A 21,530-nucleotide genomic window follows, 5' to 3' on the forward strand; every position below is an offset into this window, starting at 1 on the left:
CGACGAGTCGGGGCGTTTTTCATGGCGTGTGACCTATCAGCAGGTGCAGCACATCATCGGCATGCCGTTGCAGCTCATCATCATCGGCATGGCGCAGTCGTTCATCAGTTTGTTCATGAGCATGCAGCAGTTTTCCATCATGGCCATGCTCATGCCGGGCATTGGCATCATTTTGCACTGCATGCTGTCACCCATCAGGGTGCATTCCATCATGCAGTTCATTGGCATGCCCATGCCCATGCCCATCATCGGCATGTTCATGTCCTTCATCATCTTCATGGCATCGGCCGACATGCACATCATCGCCATGTTGGCGCACTGCATCATCATCGGCATGCCGCAGTTCATCATCATCGCCATCATGTCGGCGTTGGTCTTGAACTGAGCCATGTCCATGCCGGCGGCAGGCTTCATGGTGCACATCATGGCGTCGCCAGCCATTTCGCATGTCATGGTGGCCATCATCATCGGCATGCCCATCATCGGCATCATGGGCATGGTGGTGTTCATCGGCATCTGCATTGCATTCATCATGTTCGAAACTCCGTAATCGACAGGAAATGGCTAAGTTCTGGGGCCGATTCTAGAGACGCCCGACGGTGGCGCAAGACGGCGGCAGAGCAGCAGGTTTGGATGCTCGGGGGCAAGCTTAGTCGAACAAAACAGTCACTCAAGATGCGTTAACGTGCCTTTCGTCGTGATAACGCCGATTCCCTCCACTTAATGGATGAAATCGGCGCCATGGATATTCGAATGAGGAATGTCGACCAATCAGAAGGAAATAATCGATCTAACAGCGCTGAAAAAACTTCACTTCACCCCGTCGCCGGCTGAGGCCCATGCCCTTTGCCCTGGGCCGACAGCACAATGGCCAGCACGATCAACGCTGCGCCCGCCAGCATCCGATAGGACGGCGCCTCGTGAAACAGCCACCAGGCACAGGCAATGGCATACACCGGCTCCAGGGAGATGATCATGCCGGCGCTGCGCGCATTGAGGCCCTTGAGGCTCTTGACGAACAACGCCTGGGACACCGCAGTGCAAAGCACGCCAAGGATGGCCAGGTTGGTCCAGTCCATAGGCCCCAACTCCACCAGGTCGAACACGGCAAACGGCGCCATGATCAGCGCCACGGTCGCGTTCTGCCAGAACACCACCTGCACCCCATTGCGGCCATCGGTGGCACGGCGATTGGTCATCGCCAACAAGGCAAACGACAAGCCGGAGGCGATGCCCCACAGCAAGCCCACGGTGCCCTGGTTGGCCAGTTCAAACGAAGGCGTCACCAACACCAGGCCAAGGGTCACCAGCAACAGCAACAGCGATTCGGCCAGGTGCGGCCGGTCGCGGAACACCGCCATGTCGAGCAAGGTGATAAAGGCTGGGAAACTGGCAAACCCCAGGGTCGCCACGGCCACCCCGCCCACTTTGATCGCGATGAAAAACGTGACCCAGTGCGCGGCCAGCATCAGCCCCGAGACGAAGTAGATAAAGAGTTTCTTGCGGTTCAGGCCGCGCAGCAACGCGCGGCCCTGTAAAAGCGCAAACACCGCCAGGGCCAGCATGGCAAACGCCGCACGGCCGAAGGTGATCACACTGGCGCTGGCGTGAATCAGCGCACCAAAAATTCCGGTCAAGCCAAACAGTATTGCGGTGACATGGGCAGACGTAAGGGCAGTGCGATAAGCAGTCATGAAAAGGGCTTCGAGAAAACGAGCTGGGCCGTGGCTTTCTTATTGTTGGCCCGGTTGAGAGGAAGGCGCCCCAATCGCCGCTTGCGTGGAGCTTTGTAGAGGGGCGCCTGGTGTGATTAACCTTCGGACGTGTCGATCCAGATGGTCTTGATTTCGGTGTACTGGTCGTGGGCCCAGATGGACTTGTCACGCCCGCCGAAACCGGACTGCTTGTAGCCACCGAACGGTGTCGAAGCATCGCCTTCGCCGAAGCAGTTGACGGTGACGATACCGGCACGGATCTCGCGGGACAGCTTGATCGCGTTGCGCAGATTGTCGGTGTACACCGAGGCGGCCAGGCCGTAGATGGTGTCGTTGGCCAGGCTGATGGCCTCTTCCAGGGTGTTGAAGGTGGTGACCGTCAGCACCGGGCCGAAGATCTCTTCCTTGAACAGCAGGCTGTCGGCGCTCACGCCATCGACCACGGTCGGTTGCACGTAGATGCCGTCTTCGGTCTTGCCACCGAACACCACGCGCTGGTTGCCTTCGCTGGCGTTGACCAGGTACGAGCTGACCTTGTCGAAGTGCGCCTTGCTCACCATCGAACCCAGGCGGTTGTCCGGGTCCAGCGGGCTGCCCATCTTCCAGTCTTGCAACTGCACGCCAATGCGCTTGAGCAGCTCGTCCTTGATGTCGGCGTGCACGATCAGGCGCGACGACGCCGAGCAGTTCTCGCCCATGTTCCAGAACGAACCGTTGACGATATGCCCGGCCACCAAGTCCAGGTCGGCCACGTCGTTCATGACCACGGCCGGGTTTTTTCCGCCCAGTTCCAGCACGATGCGCTTGAGGTTGGACTCGGCCGCGTATTGCAGGAACAGGCGGCCGGTGTCGGTGGAGCCGGTGAAGCTGACCATGGTGACGTCCATGTGACGACCCAGCGGCTCACCCACCTCGCGACCACCACCGGAGACCACGTTGAACACGCCGTCCGGGATACCCGCCTGGGACGCCAACTCGGCCACGCGCAGCGCTGTCAGGGTGGTTTCCTTGGCGGGCTTGACCACGATGGAGCAACCGGCCGCCAGGGACGGCGCGATTTTCCAGGCCAGCATCAGCAGCGGGAAGTTCCACGGCAGCACCAGGCCGACCACACCAATGGCTTCGCGCACCACCAGGGTCAGGGCGTCGTGGCCCACGGGCGCGGTGTTGTCGTAGATCTTGTCGATCAGCTCAGCGTGCCAGCGGATCATGTGGATGGTTTCCGGCACGTCGGTCAGCTGGCACTCACGCACTGGCTTGCCGCTGTCCAGGCTTTCGAGCACGGACAGTTCGTGGGAATGCTGCTCCAGCAGGTCGGCAAAGCGCAGCAGGACTTTTTTGCGCGTGCCGGGGCTGAGTTTGTGCCAGCGGCCATCGTCGAAGGCCTGCTTGGCCGAAGCCACGGCGTAGTCCACATCGACGCTGTTGCACGCGGTGATTTCAGCCAGCAACTCGCCGGTGGCCGGGTTGGTGGTGGTGAAGGTCTTGCCCGAGGCAGAGGTGTGCAACGCGCCATTGATGAAGGACTGGGTGGGGAACTGGATGTCCTTGGCAATTGCGGCGTATTCGGCGGCGCTCAACAGGTGAGTCATCATGCACCTCCGACGATTTGCGCAACGTCACGCTTGAGGTTGGTAATCACGGTTTGCAGCGCCTGGTTTTCGCTTTCGGTCAGCGGTTGCAGCGGTGCGCGAACGCTGCCGGTGCGCAGGCCGTTGAAGGCGCAGCCGGCCTTGATGGCCTGGACGAATTTGCCGCCTTCGAGGTAGTCCATCAACGGCATGAACGCGGCCATGATCTTGCGGCCTTTGTCGAAGTCTTTTTCGATCACGCAGGCTTCGTACAGCGCTACGTGTTCACGCGGTACAAAGTTGGAACCGGCACATACCCAGCTGCGGGCGCCCCAGGCGAAGAATTCCAGGGCTTGGTCGTCCCAACCGCAAGACAGCGCAATGTTCGGGAACTGGGTGGCCAGGCGATGCACCTGGCCCATGTCGCCGGAGCTTTCCTTGATGGCCACGACGTTCTTCGAGGCAGACACGGCCTTGAAGTACTCGTTGCCCATGCTCACGCTCATGCGGCCCGGGTAGTTGTAGAGCATGATCGGCAGGTCGGCCGCCTTGTCTACGGCCAGGGCGTGGATGGCGTTTTCTTCTTCGGTGGGCAGTGCGTACGGCGGCGAACCTACCAGGATCGCATCGGCCTTGATGGCACGGGCAGCCTTGGCGTATTCCACCGAGTCTTCGGTGCGGATGGCGCCGGTGCCGACGATCAGCGCCACGCGGTTGCCGATGACTTCCTTGGCGTGGGCGGCCAGGTCAATGCGTTCCTGGGAGGTGTGCGCATAGTACTCGCCGGTGGAGCCGCCGATGATGATGCCGTGTACCTTGGATTCGATCAGGTATTCCAGCACTTCGGCGAAGGCTGCGGTGTCGATCTGACCAGTGGCGGTCAGCGGGGTGATTGCCGGGGTGTAGATGCCTTCAAATTTCATGGGTGCTTCTCCAACAGTAAAAGGGGTAGTTGTTTCGTTCAGCTGCTCAATGCCGCTGCGTCCCGCAAGTTCAGTGAGCGTGTTTCAGGCGCCATGGCCCAGGCGGCGGCGAGGCCGACAAAGGTCACGCCAGCCGCGACGTACATGGTGTTGCCGATACCGATGGAGGTCAGCGACAGCGGCACCAGGTAGGTACCCACGGCGGCGCCGACCCGCGACAGCGAGGTGCCGATGCCGACGGCGAAGGCACGGATTTCGGTGGGGAACAGTTCGTTCGGGTACACCAGTTGCAGCACCTGGGCGCCGCCGATAAACACGGCATAGGCACCGAACAGGCACAGCACCAGCAGCTCATGGCTGTTGGAGAAGGCCGCCAGCAACAGCAGGGCAAGCCCGGACCACAGGAAGCTGTGAATCAGCATGCTGCGTCGGCCAATGGTGTTGATCAGCCGTGTGGCGAGCACGCAGCCCACCACAAACAGCAGGGTGATGAACATCGAGCCGTAGGAGGCCCACTCCCCTTTCAGGTTCAAGGCTTGCAGCACTTTGGGGGCGAAGGCATACACGGCGAACACGGGGATGATCGAGCACGACCAGAACACCGAGACAAAGAACAGGCGCTTGCCGTAACCCGAACGCAGCAGGTCGCGGAAGGTCATCTTGCGCTCGTCCGGTTGCTCCGGCAGGTCGCGCAGCGAGTAGTGCGGCCCGTAGACGCGCTTGATCACCTGCTCGGCTTCGGCGTCGCGGCCTTTGCTGAGCAACCAGCGGGCCGATTCCGGGGTGCCCAGGCGCAATACGAACAGCACCAGGCCAATCACCGAAGCACTGGCCAAGGCATAGCGCCAAGCGTCATCAGCGCCGGTATTGATAATGGCGTTGCCCACTACATAGGCGAACGCGGCGCCGGCAAACCACAGGATGGTCAACGCGGCGAGCCGTGGGCCCCGTTGTTTCTTCGGCAGGAACTCCACCAACAACGAAGTGGCCACCGGGTATTCAATCCCCACGGCCAAACCAATGATGAAGCGCAAGGCGAATAACACCCACGCCGACTCGACCCAGAACTGCGCCAGGGAACACATGATAAATAACGACGGGCCAATGAAATAAACTTTCTTGCGCCCCAACTTATCGGTCAACCAGCCGCCGATAAAGCCGCCAAAGAACACACCGATCAAGGCAGAAGCGGCAATAAGCCCCTGCCAGAATTCAGTCAGTTCCAGGGCGCCGGTCACCTGCAACATGGCAATGCCGATAATGCTTAAAACATAACCATCGACGAATGAACCACCACCCGAACGGGCCGTGAGCAAACGGTGAAAGTTATTAAGAGGTACATCCTCAACTGAGGCATTCGGACTTGTCATTATTATCTCCTACTTCGCTTCGTTCATTCGCCGGGGGTACAACGCACACTTGAAATCCAGGCGAATGAAAGCCGTCTCAATCAGAAACCGCAGTCGCTAAAACGCCTGCTGTTTTCCAATCAATAGATTAAGTTCGGTATTACGTGTATTGCGTGTTGCGAATCAGCTTTCCTGGCCGGCGCGGCTTTGTCCCCATAGCAAGTTCATGTTTACACCCGCTGATAACAGCGGCTCCGGTGGGTTTCTGCTCGGGCCCGGGGACGTCAACAGGAAGTCCACCAGGTGGTTGCTTTTGCCCGCCAGCCATTCAGCCAGCAAGGTGCCGGTGACGGTGCCGCGGGTGACGCCCAGGCCGTTGCAGCACAGGGCGCCGTAGACGTTTTTGGCCAGCTCGCCGAAGTGCGCCATGTGGTTGCGCGACAGGCTCAGGGAACCGCCCCAGGTGTAGTCGAAATTGACCTGGCGGTGCAGCGGGAAGCGCCGGTCGAAGGACTCTTTGTGGCGCTTCACAAACCGCTGCAGGTATTTGGGGTTGCTGCGCCCATCGGCGTTGAAGCTGAAGCTGTTGCGCACCAGCAAGCGGTTGTCGACGGTGCGACGCAAGGTGGTGCCAAACGGGTCGGCGGGGATCACGCCCCAGAACGGGTCGCCACCCAGGCGCGCTTGCTCTTCTTCGTCCAGCGGACGGGTGAGGCTGGCGTAGGTGAAGATTGGCAGCATGCGGCTTTTGAGAAAGCCAAAGCTCATGGCGAAGGCGTTGTTGGTGAGCACCAGCTTGTCGGCAACGATGCGCCCGTGCTTGTGGACCAGCACGGTTTTGTCGCCGTACTCCACTTCGGTGATCGGGGTGTTTTCGTAGAGGGTGACGTTGGCCGGCAAAGTGTCTGCCAGGCCTTTGACCAGCGCCGCCGGTTGCACCAGTGCGGTACCGGGGGTGAACAGGGCCTTGCGATAGAAACGGGTGCCGATGCGGTTGGGCAGCTCGTCGCCTTCGATCACTTGATACGGCTGGCCTAGTTTGTCGAGGCCGCGACGGTAGGCATCCAGCACGGCGATGCCACGGTCTTCGATGGCGGCCTGGTACTTGCCGCAATCGCGCCACTGGCAGTTGATGCCGTGTTGGTCCACCAGCGCACGCAGCATGGACTGCCCGGCGAGGTTAAGTTCCATGCTGATCTTGGCGGTGGCGATGTCGCCGATATAGTCTTCGGCGCCAATGTCGTGGGGCAAATCGATGGCAAAGCCGGCGTTGCGCCCGGAGGCGCCGTAGCCCACTTCCTGCGCCTCGATCAGTACGATCTCGTCGTCCGGAAAATTCAGCGCCAGTTGGCGAGCCGCCGCAAGGCCGGTGAACCCCGCCCCTACCACGGCCCAACGCGCCGTTCGCGTACCGATATGCGGTGGGCGGGCCACGCGCGGTGGGCTGAGGTGAAACCAGCCGCAGGTTGAATCGTCTGCCGGGGTGTTTCTGATGAGTGCCATGTTCGCGACCTGGGTTCTTTTATAGTTGTTAGAGCTAACAGCTACCCGGTTGCATCGCGTCACACTGGCCGGCATTCACAGGTCAGAAGTTGAGCGGTACATCCAGGCCTTCGGGCGCCGCGTACTCGGACATCCGCCGACGGGACAGTTCGAGGTGGGCCCGCACGATTTCCCCGGCCAAGACCGGATCGTGGTGTTCAATTGCGCTGATCATGTCGTCGTGCTGCTGGGCGGCCACTTCCAGGTCTTCCTGCATGTCCACCGTGGTGGGGTGGCGGTAGAAGATCTTGCCCAAGCGGGCGTGGTCGATCAGCAAGCGCTGCAGGCTCGGCATCAGGTAGGCGTTGTGGGCCATCTTGCCGATCTGCAGGTGAAACTCGTCGTTGTACAACACCCGGTTCTCGACATCGGTTTCGTCGATGGCCCTGCGAAACAACGCCTGTATCCGCTTCAACTCCACGATCTCGGCCGGCGTTGCGTGGGAGCAGGCCAACTGGGTCGTGGCGATGTAAATCAATGGCGCCGCCAAAAAGAAACTGCGCAGCGACTGATAACTCATTGCCGACACCCGTGCAGCGCGGTTGGCTTCGAGGTCGATATACCCCTCCGCCGCCATCTGCCGCATCAGTTCACGCACCGGTGGGCGCGACAAACCGAACTCATCACACAGCGCCAACTCGTCCACCACGGCCCCCGGTGCCAGCTCCATGCTGAGGATGCGGCGCCGTAGCGCTTCACCCAATACCGCCTTGCGGTCCAGGGTTGGCTCGACAGGAGCCGGAGTGCTGAGTTCTTTGGTAGCCATGGTGAAACCTTCCTAGTAGTAAGTGCACACGGTCTACTACCTGTATTCGCACTATAAAACAACAAAATACTTTGTGTCTACAATTAAAATACACAGCATAAACATCAGTCATAGCCCTTTGCCCACGGGGCCTTGGGGCTATTTGACCAGGCGGATTTCCTTGGATGGCCGATGCCCGAAATAGGCGCTGTAGCACTTGCTGAAATGACTCGGCGAGACAAAGCCACAGGCCACCGACACCTCCACGATGGTCAGCGACGTGTGCTGCAACAGCCGCCGCGCTTCGGTGATGCGCAGGTCCATGTAATAGCGTTGCGGCGAGGTGCCCAACTGCTCCTTGAACAGCCGCTCGATCTGTCGCCTTGAGCGACCGGCGTACAGACACAGGTCGTGCATTTGCAGCGGCTCTTCAAGGTTTACGTCCATCAGGTTGATGACCTCCCGCAGCGGCCCGCTGACCGACACGCTCAACTGCGGCTTGACGCGCCGAAAGCGCGAGGCCTCGAACGCGAGGATGTCTTCGATGCCGTCGGTGAGGTTTTTGCCATGCAGGCTGCGGATCCACTCCAGGGCCATATAAAACGCCCCGGTGGGGCTTGAGGCTGTCAGACGATTGCGGTCCACCACGTAGGCTTCGCTCGTTACATGGGTCAGCCGGGCAATCTCGGCCAAGGCCGGGCGATGCTCCGGATGAACCGCGCACCGGTAACCGTCCAACTGCCCTGCCCGCCCCAAAAACCATGCACCGTTCCATATACCGGCCAGCGCCACGCCCTGCTCCGCCGCCGCTTCCAGCAGCAGGCTCAGTTCATCGTTGTAACGCAGCGGCGTGCGATAGCCGCCGCAAATCACCAGCAGGTCCAGTTCGCACACCGCCTTGAGCGTCAGGCGCTCGTCTGGGCGGATGACCAGGCCCAGGTCGCTGACGATTTCGTCGGCGGTCAGGCCAAAGGTTTGAGTTGCAAACAATTCCGGTCGCAACAGATTGGCGGTGACAATGGTGTCCAGCGCCTGGGTGAAGGCCGGCAGCGAAAAATGCTCCAGCAGGACAAACCCGGCTCGCGCCTTGCGCACCTCCTGGCCTTGGTGATCGGTGAGGTAGCGCAGGTTCTTGCACTGCATGGCATCGCTGAATTGACGTCGCGCTACCACGTTATGTGCGCCTTGCCTGACGCTGCAACGCGCCGCGCGACAAACGATCGAGCAACAACGCCACCGCTACAATGGCCAGGCCGGCACGCAGCCCCAGGCCCATCTCCATGCGAGTCAGGCCGCGCGTCACTTCAGCACCCAAGCCCCCTGCCCCGACCAATCCGGCCAGCACTACCATCGCCAGGGACAACAGGATGCACTGGTTCAACCCCACCAGCAGCGTGGGCGCCGCAGTAGGCAACTCGATCTTGAACAGGATGTGCCGTGGCGAAGCGCCCATGGCCTGACCGAGCTCCAGCAGATCCTTGGGCAATTGCTTGAAGGCCAGTGTGGTCAGGCGCAGCATCGGCGGAATGCCGTACACAATGGTGGCAATGATCGCCGGCACCCGGCCCAGGCTGAACAGCATCACCGCCGGAATCAGGTATACCCAGGGTGGCACGGTTTGCATGATGTTGAGGATCGGCAACAACGCCGCATCCACACGCTTGACCCGCGCCGCCAGGATGCCCAGGGGGAACGCCACGCTGACCGAAATCAGCACCGCCACCGACACCAGCGCAATGGTCTGCATCGACGCCACCCACAGCCCGGCAAACAGGCAGAACGCCAACATCAGCCCGGCAAACAGCGCCACACGCCAGTTGGCCAGGACCCAGGCGGCCAACACCACGACGGCGATCAACACATAGGCGTGGGGTGCGAGCAGCGCCGTCTCGATGGCGCCCAAGGTGGCTTCGATGATCTTGCTGATCACCACGAACAGGCCATGCAGGTTGGCGTTCAGCCAATCGATGGCGGGCGCCAGGAAGGCACCCGGCGAAAAACGGAAGTCCGTCAGGTTCATTGGCTTGCTCCCATCCGCGACTGTGCGGCGGCTTGCGCGAGGCGATCGAGGATCATGGTGAGAATGACAATGGCCAGTGCGGCGTTGATCGACTTGGCGATGTCCAGGGTGCGGACTGCGCCGTAGATGGTTTCACCCAAGCCGCCGGAGCCGACGATGCCGGCGATGACCACCATGCCGAATGCCATCATCAGGCTCTGGTTGACCCCGGCCATGATGCTGGGCATCGCAAACGGCAGGCGGATCTTGAAGAACATCTGCAGGCCGGTGACGCCGCTGGCCTCACCCAGTTCGACGAATTCCCTGGGCGTCATGCGGATACCCAGGGAGGTCAGGCGCAGCGCCGGTGGCACCGCCACGATAAAGGTGGCGAGCAGTGCGGTCGCCGGGCCGTAACCCAGCAGCGCAATGGCCGGCAGCAGGTAGATATAGGGTGGCAGCGTTTGCACCAGGTCCAGGCAGGGGTCGACCACGCGGTCGAACGCAGGGGTCAGCCCGGCCAGCACACCCAACGGCACCGCTACCAGCAACGCCAGCAAGGTAGCCGTGAGCACCAGCGCCAGGGTGCTGACGGTTTCGGGCCACAGGCCGATGAAGTTGCACGCCAACAAGGCCAACACTGACAACAACGCGAACCGTGTGCCCACCATGCGCCAGCCCAGCAGGCCGATGACAATGGCAATCACGTAGAACGGTGGTGACGCGATGCACCATTGCACAGCCTTGAATACCGAGGTCAACGCCGTATTGGCCCCCTCGAAGAAGGCCTCGCCGTTGTCCTGCAGCCACATCAGGCCCGAGTCCACGGCGGCATCGAATTGCACCGAGAAGTCCGGGGTGCTCATGACGAGGTCTCCAGCACGGGAGCGAGAGCCTGGGCGTCGTTGGGAATGCCTTGCACGCCGCGCAGCAGGTCCTTGGCGGTGATTACACCGATCACCACACCGTGCTCGACCACTGCCAGGGGCTCCAGGTCGGCGCCCATGGTCAGGCCGATCAGCGCATCGATATCGGTGTCCGGCGAGGTCTGGGTCAAGCGTGAAAAGTCGCACTGCGGGAACGCCTGGGTATAGCGCGCAATCGGCGTCATCACCGAATGGGCCTTGACCAGGTGCAGGCGCGAGATGCCCGCGACGAATTCGGCTACATAGTCATCCGCCGGGTTCAACACGATCTCTTCGGCCGTGCCAACCTGGATAATCACCCCGTCCTTCATGATGGCGATGCGATCGCCAATGCGGATCGCCTCTTCCAGGTCGTGGGTGATAAACACCGCAGACTTGCCCAGCTCCTTGGTGAGCTGGCGGAACTCGTCCTGCAATTGACGACGGATCAAGGGATCGAGCGCACTGAACGGCTCGTCCATCAGGATGATTTCAGGGTCGGCGGTAAGCGCCCGTGCCAGGCCAACACGCTGTTGCATGCCGCCGGAAAGTTCGCTGGGGTAGCGCGAGGCCCAGTCGGTCAAGCCCACCTTGGCCAACGCGCGTTCCGCCACTGCATAGCGTTCAGCCTTGCCCACGCCCTGCACTTCCAGGCCGAAGGCGGTGTTTTCCAACACGGTGCGGTTAGGCAGCAAGGCCACGCTCTGGAACACCATGCCAATATTTTTCGCCCTTACCTCCCGCAACTGCGCGGGAGACAAGACGGAGAGGTCCTTGCCCTTGACCAGCACCTTGCCGGCGCTGGGGGTGATCAATCGGTTGAGCAACCTGATCAGGGTTGATTTGCCACTGCCGGACAAGCCCATGATGCAAAAGATTTCACCGCGGCGAACCTGCAGGCTCACATCCGAAACCCCGACCACGCAGCTGAAATCCTGCAGGACCTGGGTCTTGCCGAGGCCCTTGTGGACCACCGCTTGCATCGCCGCCTTGGCATTCTGACCGAAGATTTTCCAGACCGACTGGCAATCCACAAGCACTTCGTTGGTGTCTATTTTGACCGTTGTCATTCTTAAGCCTATTGAACCAGTTGGACTGGTTTTTCTAATTGATCAGAACGCGTTATCCGTACCTGGCAGTGGCAAAAAAACATCGATGCTTATTGTTTGATATTGGCCCAGCGCTTCATCAGGTCAGCGTGGTTGTCAGCCCAGCCGGCGACGGCCTCGTCCATGGTCTTGCCGTCCTTGACCACGCCGTTGATGGCGGTGATATCGGCCAGTGGCACGTACACGCTGGCGATGACTTCACGGGCGTGGGGGTATTCGGCGGTGAAGCCTTTATGACCAATCCAGTAGTAGGCTTGCGGCGGGGCGAAGGAGCCTTTTGGGTCCTTGAGGAACTTGAGGTCAAACTTCTGGGCCATCCACGACGGCTCCCAGATCGTCACAGCAACCCACTCTTTGCGGTCGACGGCGGATTTGAGTGCGGCGGTCATGGCTGCGGTACTGCCTTCAAGCAGTTGCAGCTTGAAGCCATAGTCCTTCACGGCTTTGTTGGCGTCGCTCATCAAGCCTGAACCGGGCTCGATGCCGATGATCTTGCCGTTGAACTTGGCGGCGTTGTCGTTGAGTTGTTCCAGGGAATCGATATCGACGTACTTGGGCACCGCAATGGCCTGGTACAAGCCATAGGACACCGGTGAGAGTTTTTCCAGGCGGTTCTTGTTCTTGTTCCAGTAGTCCTGGGTGGCGTAATCGGTTTGCGACGCCAGCACTTGCACATCGCCCTTGGTCAACGCGGCGTACGCGATGCCGATCTCGGAAAATTCAACAACCTTCACGGTGTAGCCGGCGTTTTCCAGAACCTTCTTGGTAATGCCGGTGATCGGCGTCAGGTCTTCCCAGGACATGGTGCCGACGGTGATGGTTTTTTCTTCGGCCTGCACCGGTAAAACCACCATACCCACTAACGCAACCGCACAAACGGTCTTCCAAAATTTCTTCATGGCGCGCCTCGTTCTACGTTGTTTTTTTAGTTTCAAGCCCCGGTAAAGGCTGCCTGTGCAACCGAGACTCGCATGACCAAAAGTGCCGGTCAATAGAATGTATTTTCTCTGTATACATATAGAATTCAAATAAAACACAATATGAATAATATTTTATTGTTTAAATTCAAGGCGTTATAAAACAACGACGCAAAACCGACAGGTCGGTTATAGAAAAGTATCGCGTCGTTTTTGGAACGCTCCGCCGTAGACGGAAATGGCATAAGCCAGGGGGGGGAACGCGCTTTACATGAGAAGCGGCCCTAAGGCCGTCTCCTGGTACATGTAAAAGAAGGGGGGGCATCTAACCGGCGATTTGTTCCAGCGCCAGCATGAACTCTTCGGCTTCCGAGCCTCTGGGAAACCTGAAACCGAACATTTCATCGGCAGCCAGGATCTCGCCCAGGGCACCGAGCAATTGCGCCTCGGTGGGTGAATCGCCCAGTAGTTTGTGTGCCGACAGCACAATCTCCGACGAAACGCCCTCGACACTCGCGGCGTCGATCAAGGCATAAAGGATAAAACGCAGGCGGACTTCGCGATCAGTGGGCCAAACCGTTTTTCGCTTACCCATGGAGAAGCCTCGAATGTTCGGAAAAATCCGAGGCTATTGATGACCTAGGGGTGTTTCAAGCATCAGAAGGCAAGATAGGCAGCGTCCTACAGATGAAAGAGAAACACCGCACCTCAATCACTGCACCGGCAAGAAATTCATCAGCAACAGACTTTGCGCATAGTTAAGGCCTATACGCCGGTAGCGCTCGTCAAGCATTTGGGTCAGCAGGTCGAGGCGCGCAACGATCTTGCCAAACTCCACCGCAAAGCTGAGGTTGCTGCCCTCCTCCGAAATCTCGTTGGAGAACAGCAGCAACACGCCATTGGCGTCCTGGCGCTTGCTCAGCAACCAGGTGGCCTTCTCGATATTGCGCGCGGCATTGCTGACAAATTGCGGGTTGATCGAGTCGGTCATGTAGAACTCGGTGCGCTCGCCGTGGGCGGTCACCAGCATGCTGCCGATGGCGTAGATAAACGCCCCGACCCGGTCGCCCTTGAACTCAGGGCTCAGGGAGTAACTGAGCGCCGCCAGGTCGCGACGGTCCCCCAGGGCAGGCAAGGATCGGCGCTGTTCGATGGCTTGGCGAATTTCCCGCGCAGCCGTTACCGCATCCGGGTAACCCGATTGCCGCCACTGGTTGGGGTTGCGCAGGTAGAGCTTGTTCATCAGCAGGTAGAGACTTTGCAGGTTGTCGCGCATGCCCAGGGTGGCCATGCGGTCGACACTGGTCTGGAAGAACTCATCGGGCTTGCCATTGCTGAACTGCTTGGCGATATCGCGGCCCTGCTGCTGGGTGCAACCGCCGGCGCAGAGCATCAGCATCACCGCCAGCAGCAGTGGCCGGCGCAACGTTACAGCACTCAAAAAAGGACACGTGCGATCCATCGGCACCCGATCTGTTTCGTCTGGCCACGCGGGGGATCGGCGGGGCTGGGACAAGCATAGATCGGAGAAATCAAAAAAAGTGCGATAAGGGTAGGCAGATAGTTGTAGGCGCAACCGTTTGTAAGGCGGCTGGATCCAATCGTGTCGAATTCGTTGCAGCGCCTATACTGCGAGGAACAGCTGCATGTGTTGCAGGCGATCCAGGGTGGCGTGACGGCTCTGGAACAGCCTGGCGCGGACGTTCACATCGCCCACGGCACTTCCACCCGCAGCTGTAATGGAGGGTTGCAGCGATGAAACATCCCATTCGGGCGCAGATTTTTGTGCAAATGATTTGCCTGCTTTCGGTGGCTCAGCTCTTCTGCTGATCGACGAGCCACCTCCCTTTACATCCAGCTGCCGAGGTGGCGGTGGGAGGTATTGCCCGGCACTTGCCCCCCTGCGCTAGGGCAGCAAGGCCTCGGAGCGCTTGCGTACATACCCACTGGCCGGAACCTCGGTGATTTGCACCGACAGGTCCACCTTGTGCGCCTGCATCACCGGTTCGAAGATGTCGGCCAGCACGTCCAGCAAGGCGCTGCTGATGGTGTGGCGTTTTTCATCGTCACCGGCCTTGCCCGTCACCGTCGACACGTTCAGGTGGATGAATTCCTGGCAGTCCTCGCAATCACCCACAAAATACCCGTCGTACCGCACGAGCCGGGTCTTGACCAGGTCCAGCCGCAAACCGGAAACCTCCACCAGCGTGTGATGCAGCCGTCGAAAGGTTTCCTTGACGTCAATGGCGTCGCCCACCCCAGCGGTGTACTCAAGATAGACATGTGGCATGTTCAATTCCTCTGTGCGCTCAAACGCCGACCGGCACAGGCCGGTCGGCCCATAGGCCACTTAACGGGCAGGGATAACGGGAAACTTCGGATGTTCCATGGGCATGTCGAGCGTCAGCCCCAGGGGGTCGGTGCGGTGGTTGGACGCGCCGGTATAGCGGGCCGACACCGGCAGCCACAGGGTCGAGTACACCCAGCGCGGGGTATTCGAACTGTTGGCCGGGGCCGCGTGGATAACGTTCATGTCATGCACCGTCGCATCGCCCGCCTTGAGCGAAACGGGCGGTGACATCTCGAACTCTTCCAGTACCCAAGGATGCTCGTCGATCAGGGTCACGTTATCGCGACGGTTGAAATAGCGCCCCAACATGCCCGCCCGGTGGCTGCGGCTCAGGAACTGCATGGTGCCCATTTCCGGCGTGAGGTCCACCAGGGCGATCCAGATATTCAGCGCCCCCTGGCGATCCAGCGGGTGATGGGGAAAGTCCTGGTGCCATGGCGTGTCGCCGCCGGCCTCGGACTCGGGGTTCTTGGCGAACACATGGTCGGAATAGAACCGCACGTCTTCACCCACCAGCGCCGATGCGATGCTGGCCAATTGCGGGGAGTGACTGAGGGCCTTGATCTGCGGGCAGGTATTGGACACTTCATCCCAACGCGCATACCAGCGGTAGGCGTTTTCGATCTGCTTGCCCGGGTCGTTGCGGTCAACGGTGCGTGCCACCTCCCCCATCCTGGCCTTGGCCTCATTGAGCAGCATCTGCACCGTTTGCGCGTTGATGACATTCTCCAGCTTCATCCACCCGTTGGTGCGGAAGTCGAGGATCTGCTGGGCATCCAGCTTGAACGGTGTGTAGTCCGGGTTCGAGTCGGTTTTCATGACTGCTTGCATGTTCAATCTCCATGGGTGTTCAAGGTTCATTGAGCACAGCTTCAGACGGCCGATTGCGCGGCCAGGGGTTGCTTGCGTAGCAACACGAGCGTCAACACCCAGCCCGCCGCCAACAGCAGCGCGGACAAGACGATGACTTGGGCAAATCCGTGCCCGAACTGCACCGCATCGGTCACGTTGATCAACAGGCTGAAAATCGCCACCCCAATCAACCCGCCCACCTGGCGCGAGGCGTTGACGATGGCCGAGGCGACCCCGGACTTGTCACTGCTGACATGGTTGACGGCCGTGGCGGTCAAGGTGGGAACGGTCAGCGATATGCCAAAACCGATGACGAACATTTGCACCGCAATGTCCGCATAGGGCGCCCCCCCCACAAACGGCGCCAGCGCCACAACACCGACCAGCGCAATCGCCAAGCCCAGCGCCAGCAGGCGCCGCTCACCGAGCTTGGGCAACCATTTGGCCGCCAGCTGATTGCCGAAAAACAGGATGCCCGTCATGGGGATGAACGCCAGGCCGGTATTGATCACCGAGTAGTGATTGACCTGCTGTAAAAAGATGCTGAACACAAAGATCAGCCCATAGAACACAAAGTTGACGATCACGCCCAATATCGACGCCAGGCTGAACGCAGCGTTGGCAAATACCGACAGCGGCACCATCGGCCGCGCCGTGCGCGACTCCACCCACACAAAGGCGATCAGCCCAGCCACAAAGCACGCGGCATGGAGCATGACCCGCAGATCGTCACTTCCCGTGCGCCCCAGCTGAATCACCGCATAGGTCAGATTGGCCAGGGTAAACAGCGCCAGCAGTTGCCCCCAGAGGTCGAACCCGCCCTTGTGATTGGGCGCGATAGTGGGCGCATTGGTCAGGCACAGCAGGATGCCGATCAGGCCGATCGGCAGGTTGATAAAGAAGATGCTGCGCCAGCCAAAGACGCCGATCAGCAACCCGCCCACCACCGGCCCGGCCGCCAAGGCAATGCCCGCAACACCCGCCCACAAGGCAATCGCCTTGCTGCGTTCGGCAGGCACGTCGAAGGTAATGCGCACCAGCGCCAGGGAGGTGGGCACCAACAGCGCAGCGCCAATGCCTTGCAACGCGCGAAACGCGATCAGCGTAGACAACTGCTCGGACAACCCACAGCCCAGGGAGGCCAGGGTGAACACGGCATACCCCCACAAAAACACCTTCTTGTGGCCGAACCGATCGCCCAATGCCCCGCCGGTCAGCAGGAACGAAGCAAACAGCAGGGTGTACGCATTGACGATCCATTGCAGCTGCAGGACGTCGGTGGCGAACTCGGCCTTGAAGCGCTCCAGCGCCACGTTGACCACGCTCACATCAAGCAGCACCACCACAAATCCCAGGCAGGTGGCGAACAATGTCAGGTTCTTGTTGCCGGAAGTTTCCATTTATCAACTCCTTAATGAAGGGTGCGTGGCGCAGGCAATGCGTCCAGGGTGTGTTCTATCTGCGCCTTGAACGCGAGTGCGCTCGCCACGTCGACTTTCAGCGAACTGAACGCCAGCGCGGCATGCCAAGTGCCGTTGAACTTGCCCAGGTGCAGCACGAAGTCATAGTTGCCACCGGAGCGATTGACGACCGTGGAGAAACCCAGGACGCGCTGTTGGGGGTGAGTGAGAAAACGGTCCAGCACACCGGTGTTGGTGAACGCCAGCGCAGGCCTTGCGGCCTGTGCCGCGATGCCCCCGGAAGGTGTCGGCCGCACACCCAGTTGCGCCCTGTCCTGGGTGACCACACGGGCGTATCGCTCGATGCTTCCCAGCACATCTGGCGCGTCGTCGGTCAGGGTGGTGTGACGAACGTCAATCAGGCAGGCCTTGGTCAGCGGCTGATCGTGCTGGCTCGGATCGCGCAGGGAGTAGGCGGTAAACAGATCAAATGCCGGCACCCGCGCATGCTTGAGGTAGCTGAAGGCGAACACCCCGCCCCAGATAGCGTTGGCGGTAAACCCCGAGGTTTCCCGCAGTTGATTGATACGCTGCACAGCCTGCTGCGTGACCCGCAATCGCACAAAATCGGCGTGGCTGGGTTTACCTGTGTCCAGCGGTGACTCGCCCCAGCAGGCCAGGCGAAGATGGAAAGCACCCGGGCTTTCACTGTCGGCGTAGGGCGGCGCCGCACCCAGGTACCCGGCCAGGCTGCTGACCAGTCGGGCCGTGCTGTACCCGTCCGAGATGGCATGGTTGCGCGTCAGCAGAATATGCGTCCGTCCAAGCAAGGCGTCGGGCACGACCCACGCGCGCCAGCCTTCCTCGTTACCCAGCAGGCGGTTGAGTTCAAGCTTGATCAACGCATCGGCACGCAGGGACGCAGGCATGGCACTGGGCGACAGGTGCACCGGATTATCCACCGGCACAAAACCGTATCGGCTCTCGTCGACAGCCACGATCTTCTGGGCCAGGAAGGGATAGTCAGCGATCAGCTGTTCAAAGGCTTTCATGGCCTGCAAGGGGCTGACTCCACCCGGAATCGTCAACAACGACGTCACCTGGGTATTGCCGTCACGGTGCAGAAAGTTCTGGTGAAAACGCTGTTCGGTTTCATCCAACAAGTGATGCGCTTGCATATGCGGCCTCCCTGGCGATGCCTAACGGTCGATAAACTGCATCATTCGCTGCTCATAACGCGCCCCTGCGACGGCCCACTGGCCCAGCAGCGCCTCTATTGCCTGCAGTTGCTCGTCGTCGAGTGCAACACCGTCGGCGGCGATATTTTCCTCCAGGTAGGTGACCCGCTTGGTGCCAGGAATCACCGCCATGTGCGCGCTGCGGGTCAACAGCCAGGCAAGCGCCAACTGCGCAGGAGTCATCGACCACGCCGCCGCCAGGGCTTGGATGGACTCGGTCAAGAAGGTGTTGGCGGCAAAATTTTCTTCGCGAAAACGCGGGTCCTGCTGGCGGAAGTCGTTGGCGTCATAGTGGCTGGCGCTCGCCGCCTTGCCGGTCAGAAAGCCTCGGCCCAAGGGGCAGAAGGCGACGTAGCCGATACCCAGGTTTTGCAGCAGCGGCAAGATCTGCTGTTCGACGTTGCGCTCCCACAACGAGTACTCGCCCTGGATCACCGAAATCGGATGAGTCGCGTGGGCACGTTCGATGGTTCGCGCACCGACTTCGCACAGCCCCAGGTATTTCACCTTGCCCTGTTCGACAAAGCGACCCATCGCCCCCACCACCTCTTCGATCGGGATGGTGGGGTCCAGCCGGTGCTGATACAGCACGTCGATGTAGTCCGTGCCCAGGCGCTTGAGGGACTGGTCGACGACCTTCTGCAAATTGGCCGCGGAGCTGTCTACCCCGACGATCTGGCCATCCTGGATACGAAAGCCAAACTTGGTGGCGATCACCACTTGCTCGCGGCGCCCGGCAAACGCTCGTTGCAACAGTTGCTCATTGGTGTACGGGCCGTAGGCCTCCGCCGAATCGAAGAAGTCCACCCCCAGTTCCAGCGCACGATGCAGGGTGCGAATCGACTCGTTATCGTCAGTGGCGCCATACCACTGGCTCATCCCCATGCAGCCCAGGCCAATTCGGCCTACGCGCAGTCCTTGCGTGCCCAGCGAGATCTTGGAAACCATCGAATCGCCCTCCGTGTGATACTGATCGTTCTACATCTTTTTCAAATTTTCAGCTTTCCGTCAACGCTTTGTTTAATAAATTTTTCTTCATCGACAGCACAAGGCTGTCTGAAAAACCATCGAAAACGGTTTATTTATTGCTATAAATCAACATATTACGTGTCGATAAAACAGTTTTTTACGCCATTCCTCATAACAAAATCATTGGATCCAATCACCAGAAACACCTTGACACATAAATTCTTGACGGATAAATACCTCAACACAGAGACATAACTGTCTCTCTTTCCTTCAACGGGTTGAGGACGAACGCATGGGCAAGATGGATTCTTGGGTCGGCCACTGGCAGCGCAGAATGCCGACCTTCAAAGCGGAATGCGCCCAAGCGCAAGCGAACTATCTGCAGTGGCTGCACAAGCCACTCAAGGCACAGGAACATGTGTTGGAAGACATCATCGAGGTCTGCCAGAAGTCACTGTTCTGGAAGGAGAATGGTTTTCAGGTCACCCACTGCAAAGGGCGGATTACCCGCACCAATGTGCCGATCATGACGTACGAAGGGTTCAGTGAAATCCTGGTGCGCGAGGGCCAGCAAAAAGGCGGCATCCTCAGTTGCAGCCCGGTGGTGCGCTGGCTCAAGACCAGCGGGACCACCGGACAGTCCAAGCGGATTCCCTACACCCTGCACTGGATCCGCCAGTACCGGGTGCCCGCCATCCAGGCGATGTGGGGCTTCTTCGGCCACGACTACCCTGCCCTTCACGCCAACCCCTGGGCCACGCTGGACACCCAGACCGTGCGCGACCCCAGCACGGAATACGTCGAAGGGCTGCCGTACCAGGCCATCAGCAACCGTCACCCCAGGGTCGGCAGCGGCGACTGGAACCCACCCTGGTACGAGGCGCCCTGGTTCACGCCTGCGGCGGATGCCAGCCATGAACAGAAGATGTATGCGCGACTGCTGTGGACGCTGGGCGAGGACGTGCGGTTACTCACCGCGATCAACCCCAGCACCCTGCTGTCCTTGCACCACAGCCTGCTGCAAAACCGCGAACGCCTGCTGCGCGACCTGCATGACGGCGCCGGCGAGCGGCCCGCCAACCCGGCGGCGGCGCGCCACCTGGATGCGGTATTGGCCGCGCCCGACGTGTCGCTTACGGACGTCTGGCCGGGCCTGGAACGCTTCAGTTGCTGGACCGCCGCCTCGGCCAAACTCTACAAACCCCAACTGCAACGCATCCTCGGAGAGGCCAAGGTGTTGCCCTTCATGTCCTGTGGCACCGAAGGGGTGGTGACGCTGCCCGTGGACGATGATCAAGACAGCCAGCCGCTCGCCGTGGACCAGGCCTTCTTCGAATTCATCCCCGCCGCCGTGGACATGGACGCCGTGGTACGCGACCGCCTGCAGCCGGAAACCGTGGCCATGGACCAGCTCAAGGAAGGTGACGAGTACCACCTGGTGATGTGGCAGGGCAATGGCATGGTTCGTCTGTACACCGGGGATATTTACCGGGTGCATGGCTTCCATGGCGCCGTACCACGCATCAGCTTCAGCCGGCGCAACGGCGTGATGCATTCGTTCACCGGCGAGAAAATCACCGAGACCCAGCTGCACGACGCCGTCCAGATGTGCGGCATTCCCAATGCCGGTTTGTATCTGTGCGCACCGGTGTGGCACGAAACCCCTTACTACGCCGTAGCCATCGAAGCCGGCAACGCCCCCAGCGGTGAATCGGAGGCACTCAGCCGACTGCTCGATAGCCACCTCCAGGCGATCAACATCGAGTACGAATCCAAACGTTCCAGCAAGCGCCTGGGCCAGATCAAGGTCATCACGGTCCCCGGCAACGCCATCTCCATGGCCATCGAGCATGAGAAGGCGGCGCGTAAAACACTGCAGATCAAGTACAAGCCGTTTCAACCCGACCTGTCCCTGCTGGGCATCCAGCACTTCTGATTGTGTGAGG

At 60.1% G+C, this 21,530-nt stretch carries 21 protein-coding genes; 2 read left to right on the forward strand and 19 right to left on the reverse strand.

Going from position 1 to position 21,530, the window contains the following annotated elements:
* Nucleotides 1-36 precede the first annotated feature (36 nt).
* From DYL59_RS31515 to DYL59_RS21300, 14 genes are all read right to left on the reverse strand, one after another.
* Entirely contained in the window at nucleotides 37-534 is a 498-nt protein-coding gene (locus DYL59_RS31515) for a hypothetical protein (protein ID WP_193557566.1), read from the reverse strand.
* Between the two features lie 281 nt (nucleotides 535-815).
* A complete protein-coding gene (locus tag DYL59_RS21240; RefSeq protein WP_135290932.1) occupies nucleotides 816-1,694 on the reverse strand; it encodes a DMT family transporter in 879 nt (292 codons plus the stop codon).
* Nucleotides 1,695-1,810: 116 nt separating this feature from the next.
* Entirely contained in the window at nucleotides 1,811-3,307 is a 1,497-nt protein-coding gene (locus tag DYL59_RS21245) for an aldehyde dehydrogenase (RefSeq protein ID WP_135290933.1), read from the reverse strand.
* Nucleotides 3,307-4,209 (reverse strand): dihydrodipicolinate synthase family protein, encoded by a 903-nt coding sequence (locus tag DYL59_RS21250; protein ID WP_135290934.1) that lies wholly within the window; start codon nucleotides 4,207-4,209, stop codon nucleotides 3,307-3,309. The genes DYL59_RS21245 and DYL59_RS21250 overlap by 1 nt, the downstream gene beginning before the upstream one ends.
* 38 nt (nucleotides 4,210-4,247) lie before the next feature.
* Nucleotides 4,248-5,579: an MFS transporter gene (locus DYL59_RS21255; protein ID WP_135290935.1), complete on the reverse strand. Its 1,332-nt coding sequence runs from the start codon at nucleotides 5,577-5,579 to the stop codon at nucleotides 4,248-4,250.
* 162 nt (nucleotides 5,580-5,741) lie between these two features.
* Nucleotides 5,742-7,061 (reverse strand): NAD(P)/FAD-dependent oxidoreductase, encoded by a 1,320-nt coding sequence (locus DYL59_RS21260; RefSeq protein WP_135290936.1) that lies wholly within the window; start codon nucleotides 7,059-7,061, stop codon nucleotides 5,742-5,744.
* Between the two features lie 82 nt (nucleotides 7,062-7,143).
* Nucleotides 7,144-7,866, reverse strand: coding sequence for a GntR family transcriptional regulator (locus DYL59_RS21265; protein WP_135290937.1), 723 nt, complete (start codon nucleotides 7,864-7,866; stop codon nucleotides 7,144-7,146).
* Between the two features lie 138 nt (nucleotides 7,867-8,004).
* Nucleotides 8,005-9,018: a GlxA family transcriptional regulator gene (locus tag DYL59_RS21270; protein WP_193557567.1), complete on the reverse strand. Its 1,014-nt coding sequence runs from the start codon at nucleotides 9,016-9,018 to the stop codon at nucleotides 8,005-8,007.
* A 1-nt stretch (nucleotide 9,019) separates the two neighbouring features.
* Nucleotides 9,020-9,865, reverse strand: coding sequence for an ABC transporter permease (locus DYL59_RS21275; RefSeq protein WP_135290938.1), 846 nt, complete (start codon nucleotides 9,863-9,865; stop codon nucleotides 9,020-9,022).
* Nucleotides 9,862-10,710 (reverse strand): ABC transporter permease, encoded by an 849-nt coding sequence (locus DYL59_RS21280; protein ID WP_135290939.1) that lies wholly within the window; start codon nucleotides 10,708-10,710, stop codon nucleotides 9,862-9,864. Before DYL59_RS21280 ends, DYL59_RS21275 begins: the two co-directional genes overlap by 4 nt.
* The gene (locus DYL59_RS21285; protein WP_135290940.1) at nucleotides 10,707-11,819 is read right to left on the reverse strand and encodes a quaternary amine ABC transporter ATP-binding protein; all 1,113 of its coding nucleotides are present in this window, start codon (nucleotides 11,817-11,819) and stop codon (nucleotides 10,707-10,709) included. The genes DYL59_RS21280 and DYL59_RS21285 overlap by 4 nt, the downstream gene beginning before the upstream one ends.
* An 89-nt stretch (nucleotides 11,820-11,908) precedes the next feature.
* Complete coding sequence (locus DYL59_RS21290; protein ID WP_135290941.1) at nucleotides 11,909-12,757, reverse strand: glycine betaine ABC transporter substrate-binding protein; 849 nt, start codon at nucleotides 12,755-12,757, stop codon at nucleotides 11,909-11,911.
* Between the two features lie 343 nt (nucleotides 12,758-13,100).
* Complete coding sequence (locus DYL59_RS21295; RefSeq protein WP_135290942.1) at nucleotides 13,101-13,370, reverse strand: hypothetical protein; 270 nt, start codon at nucleotides 13,368-13,370, stop codon at nucleotides 13,101-13,103.
* A gap of 117 nt (nucleotides 13,371-13,487) precedes the next feature.
* Nucleotides 13,488-14,237 (reverse strand): hypothetical protein, encoded by a 750-nt coding sequence (locus DYL59_RS21300; protein ID WP_135290943.1) that lies wholly within the window; start codon nucleotides 14,235-14,237, stop codon nucleotides 13,488-13,490.
* Between the two features lie 141 nt (nucleotides 14,238-14,378).
* Between DYL59_RS21300 and DYL59_RS31420 the strand changes: the two genes are divergently transcribed.
* Nucleotides 14,379-14,534: a hypothetical protein gene (locus DYL59_RS31420; protein WP_167496702.1), complete on the forward strand. Its 156-nt coding sequence runs from the start codon at nucleotides 14,379-14,381 to the stop codon at nucleotides 14,532-14,534.
* Nucleotides 14,535-14,681: 147 nt separating this feature from the next.
* On the opposite strand, the gene DYL59_RS21305 is transcribed toward DYL59_RS31420, so the two are convergent.
* The 5 genes from DYL59_RS21305 to DYL59_RS21325 are packed head-to-tail and all read right to left on the reverse strand — an operon-like array spanning nucleotide 14,682 to nucleotide 19,563.
* Nucleotides 14,682-15,065 carry a tautomerase family protein gene (locus tag DYL59_RS21305; RefSeq protein WP_135290944.1) on the reverse strand — a complete coding sequence of 128 codons (384 nt, stop codon included), beginning with the start codon at nucleotides 15,063-15,065 and terminating at the stop codon, nucleotides 14,682-14,684.
* Nucleotides 15,066-15,125: 60 nt separating this feature from the next.
* Entirely contained in the window at nucleotides 15,126-15,956 is an 831-nt protein-coding gene (locus DYL59_RS21310) for a phytanoyl-CoA dioxygenase family protein (protein WP_135290945.1), read from the reverse strand.
* A 41-nt stretch (nucleotides 15,957-15,997) separates the two neighbouring features.
* Nucleotides 15,998-17,377, reverse strand: a complete 1,380-nt coding sequence (locus DYL59_RS21315; RefSeq protein WP_135290946.1) for an MFS transporter — start codon at nucleotides 17,375-17,377, stop codon at nucleotides 15,998-16,000.
* 11 nt (nucleotides 17,378-17,388) lie between these two features.
* Nucleotides 17,389-18,555: a hypothetical protein gene (locus tag DYL59_RS21320; RefSeq protein ID WP_135290947.1), complete on the reverse strand. Its 1,167-nt coding sequence runs from the start codon at nucleotides 18,553-18,555 to the stop codon at nucleotides 17,389-17,391.
* A gap of 21 nt (nucleotides 18,556-18,576) precedes the next feature.
* Nucleotides 18,577-19,563, reverse strand: a complete 987-nt coding sequence (locus tag DYL59_RS21325) for an aldo/keto reductase (RefSeq protein WP_135290948.1) — start codon at nucleotides 19,561-19,563, stop codon at nucleotides 18,577-18,579.
* A gap of 355 nt (nucleotides 19,564-19,918) precedes the next feature.
* On the opposite strand from DYL59_RS21325, the gene DYL59_RS21330 reads away from it, so the two are divergent.
* Nucleotides 19,919-21,520 carry a GH3 family acyl-acid amido synthetase gene (locus DYL59_RS21330; RefSeq protein WP_193557568.1) on the forward strand — a complete coding sequence of 534 codons (1,602 nt, stop codon included), beginning with the start codon at nucleotides 19,919-19,921 and terminating at the stop codon, nucleotides 21,518-21,520.
* Nucleotides 21,521-21,530: the final 10 nt, after the last annotated feature.

The organism is Pseudomonas kairouanensis (assembly GCF_004682055.1).
Lineage (GTDB): Bacteria > Pseudomonadota > Gammaproteobacteria > Pseudomonadales > Pseudomonadaceae > Aquipseudomonas > Aquipseudomonas kairouanensis.

Bases quoted from the DNA above. Each gene is read 5' to 3' on its own strand.
- DYL59_RS21265 (WP_135290937.1), bottom strand. From the start codon at position 7,866: ATGGCTACCAAAGAACTCAGCACTCCGGCTCCTGTCGAGCCAACCCTG.
- DYL59_RS21305 (WP_135290944.1), bottom strand. From the start codon at position 15,065: ATGCCACATGTCTATCTTGAGTACACCGCTGGGGTGGGCGACGCCATT.
- DYL59_RS21310 (WP_135290945.1), bottom strand. From the start codon at position 15,956: ATGCAAGCAGTCATGAAAACCGACTCGAACCCGGACTACACACCGTTC.
- DYL59_RS21260 (WP_135290936.1), bottom strand. From the start codon at position 7,061: ATGGCACTCATCAGAAACACCCCGGCAGACGATTCAACCTGCGGCTGG.
- DYL59_RS21295 (WP_135290942.1), bottom strand. From the start codon at position 13,370: ATGGGTAAGCGAAAAACGGTTTGGCCCACTGATCGCGAAGTCCGCCTG.
- DYL59_RS21315 (WP_135290946.1), bottom strand. From the start codon at position 17,377: ATGGAAACTTCCGGCAACAAGAACCTGACATTGTTCGCCACCTGCCTG.
- DYL59_RS21285 (WP_135290940.1), bottom strand. From the start codon at position 11,819: ATGACAACGGTCAAAATAGACACCAACGAAGTGCTTGTGGATTGCCAG.
- DYL59_RS21250 (WP_135290934.1), bottom strand. From the start codon at position 4,209: ATGAAATTTGAAGGCATCTACACCCCGGCAATCACCCCGCTGACCGCC.
- DYL59_RS21325 (WP_135290948.1), bottom strand. From the start codon at position 19,563: ATGGTTTCCAAGATCTCGCTGGGCACGCAAGGACTGCGCGTAGGCCGA.
- DYL59_RS21280 (WP_135290939.1), bottom strand. From the start codon at position 10,710: ATGAGCACCCCGGACTTCTCGGTGCAATTCGATGCCGCCGTGGACTCG.
- DYL59_RS21320 (WP_135290947.1), bottom strand. From the start codon at position 18,555: ATGCAAGCGCATCACTTGTTGGATGAAACCGAACAGCGTTTTCACCAG.
- DYL59_RS21330 (WP_193557568.1), top strand. From the start codon at position 19,919: ATGCCGACCTTCAAAGCGGAATGCGCCCAAGCGCAAGCGAACTATCTG.
- DYL59_RS21300 (WP_135290943.1), bottom strand. From the start codon at position 14,237: ATGGATCGCACGTGTCCTTTTTTGAGTGCTGTAACGTTGCGCCGGCCA.
- DYL59_RS31515 (WP_193557566.1), bottom strand. From the start codon at position 534: ATGATGAATGCAATGCAGATGCCGATGAACACCACCATGCCCATGATG.
- DYL59_RS21240 (WP_135290932.1), bottom strand. From the start codon at position 1,694: ATGACTGCTTATCGCACTGCCCTTACGTCTGCCCATGTCACCGCAATA.
- DYL59_RS21290 (WP_135290941.1), bottom strand. From the start codon at position 12,757: ATGAAGAAATTTTGGAAGACCGTTTGTGCGGTTGCGTTAGTGGGTATG.
- DYL59_RS21275 (WP_135290938.1), bottom strand. From the start codon at position 9,865: ATGAACCTGACGGACTTCCGTTTTTCGCCGGGTGCCTTCCTGGCGCCC.
- DYL59_RS21255 (WP_135290935.1), bottom strand. From the start codon at position 5,579: ATGACAAGTCCGAATGCCTCAGTTGAGGATGTACCTCTTAATAACTTT.
- DYL59_RS21245 (WP_135290933.1), bottom strand. From the start codon at position 3,307: ATGACTCACCTGTTGAGCGCCGCCGAATACGCCGCAATTGCCAAGGAC.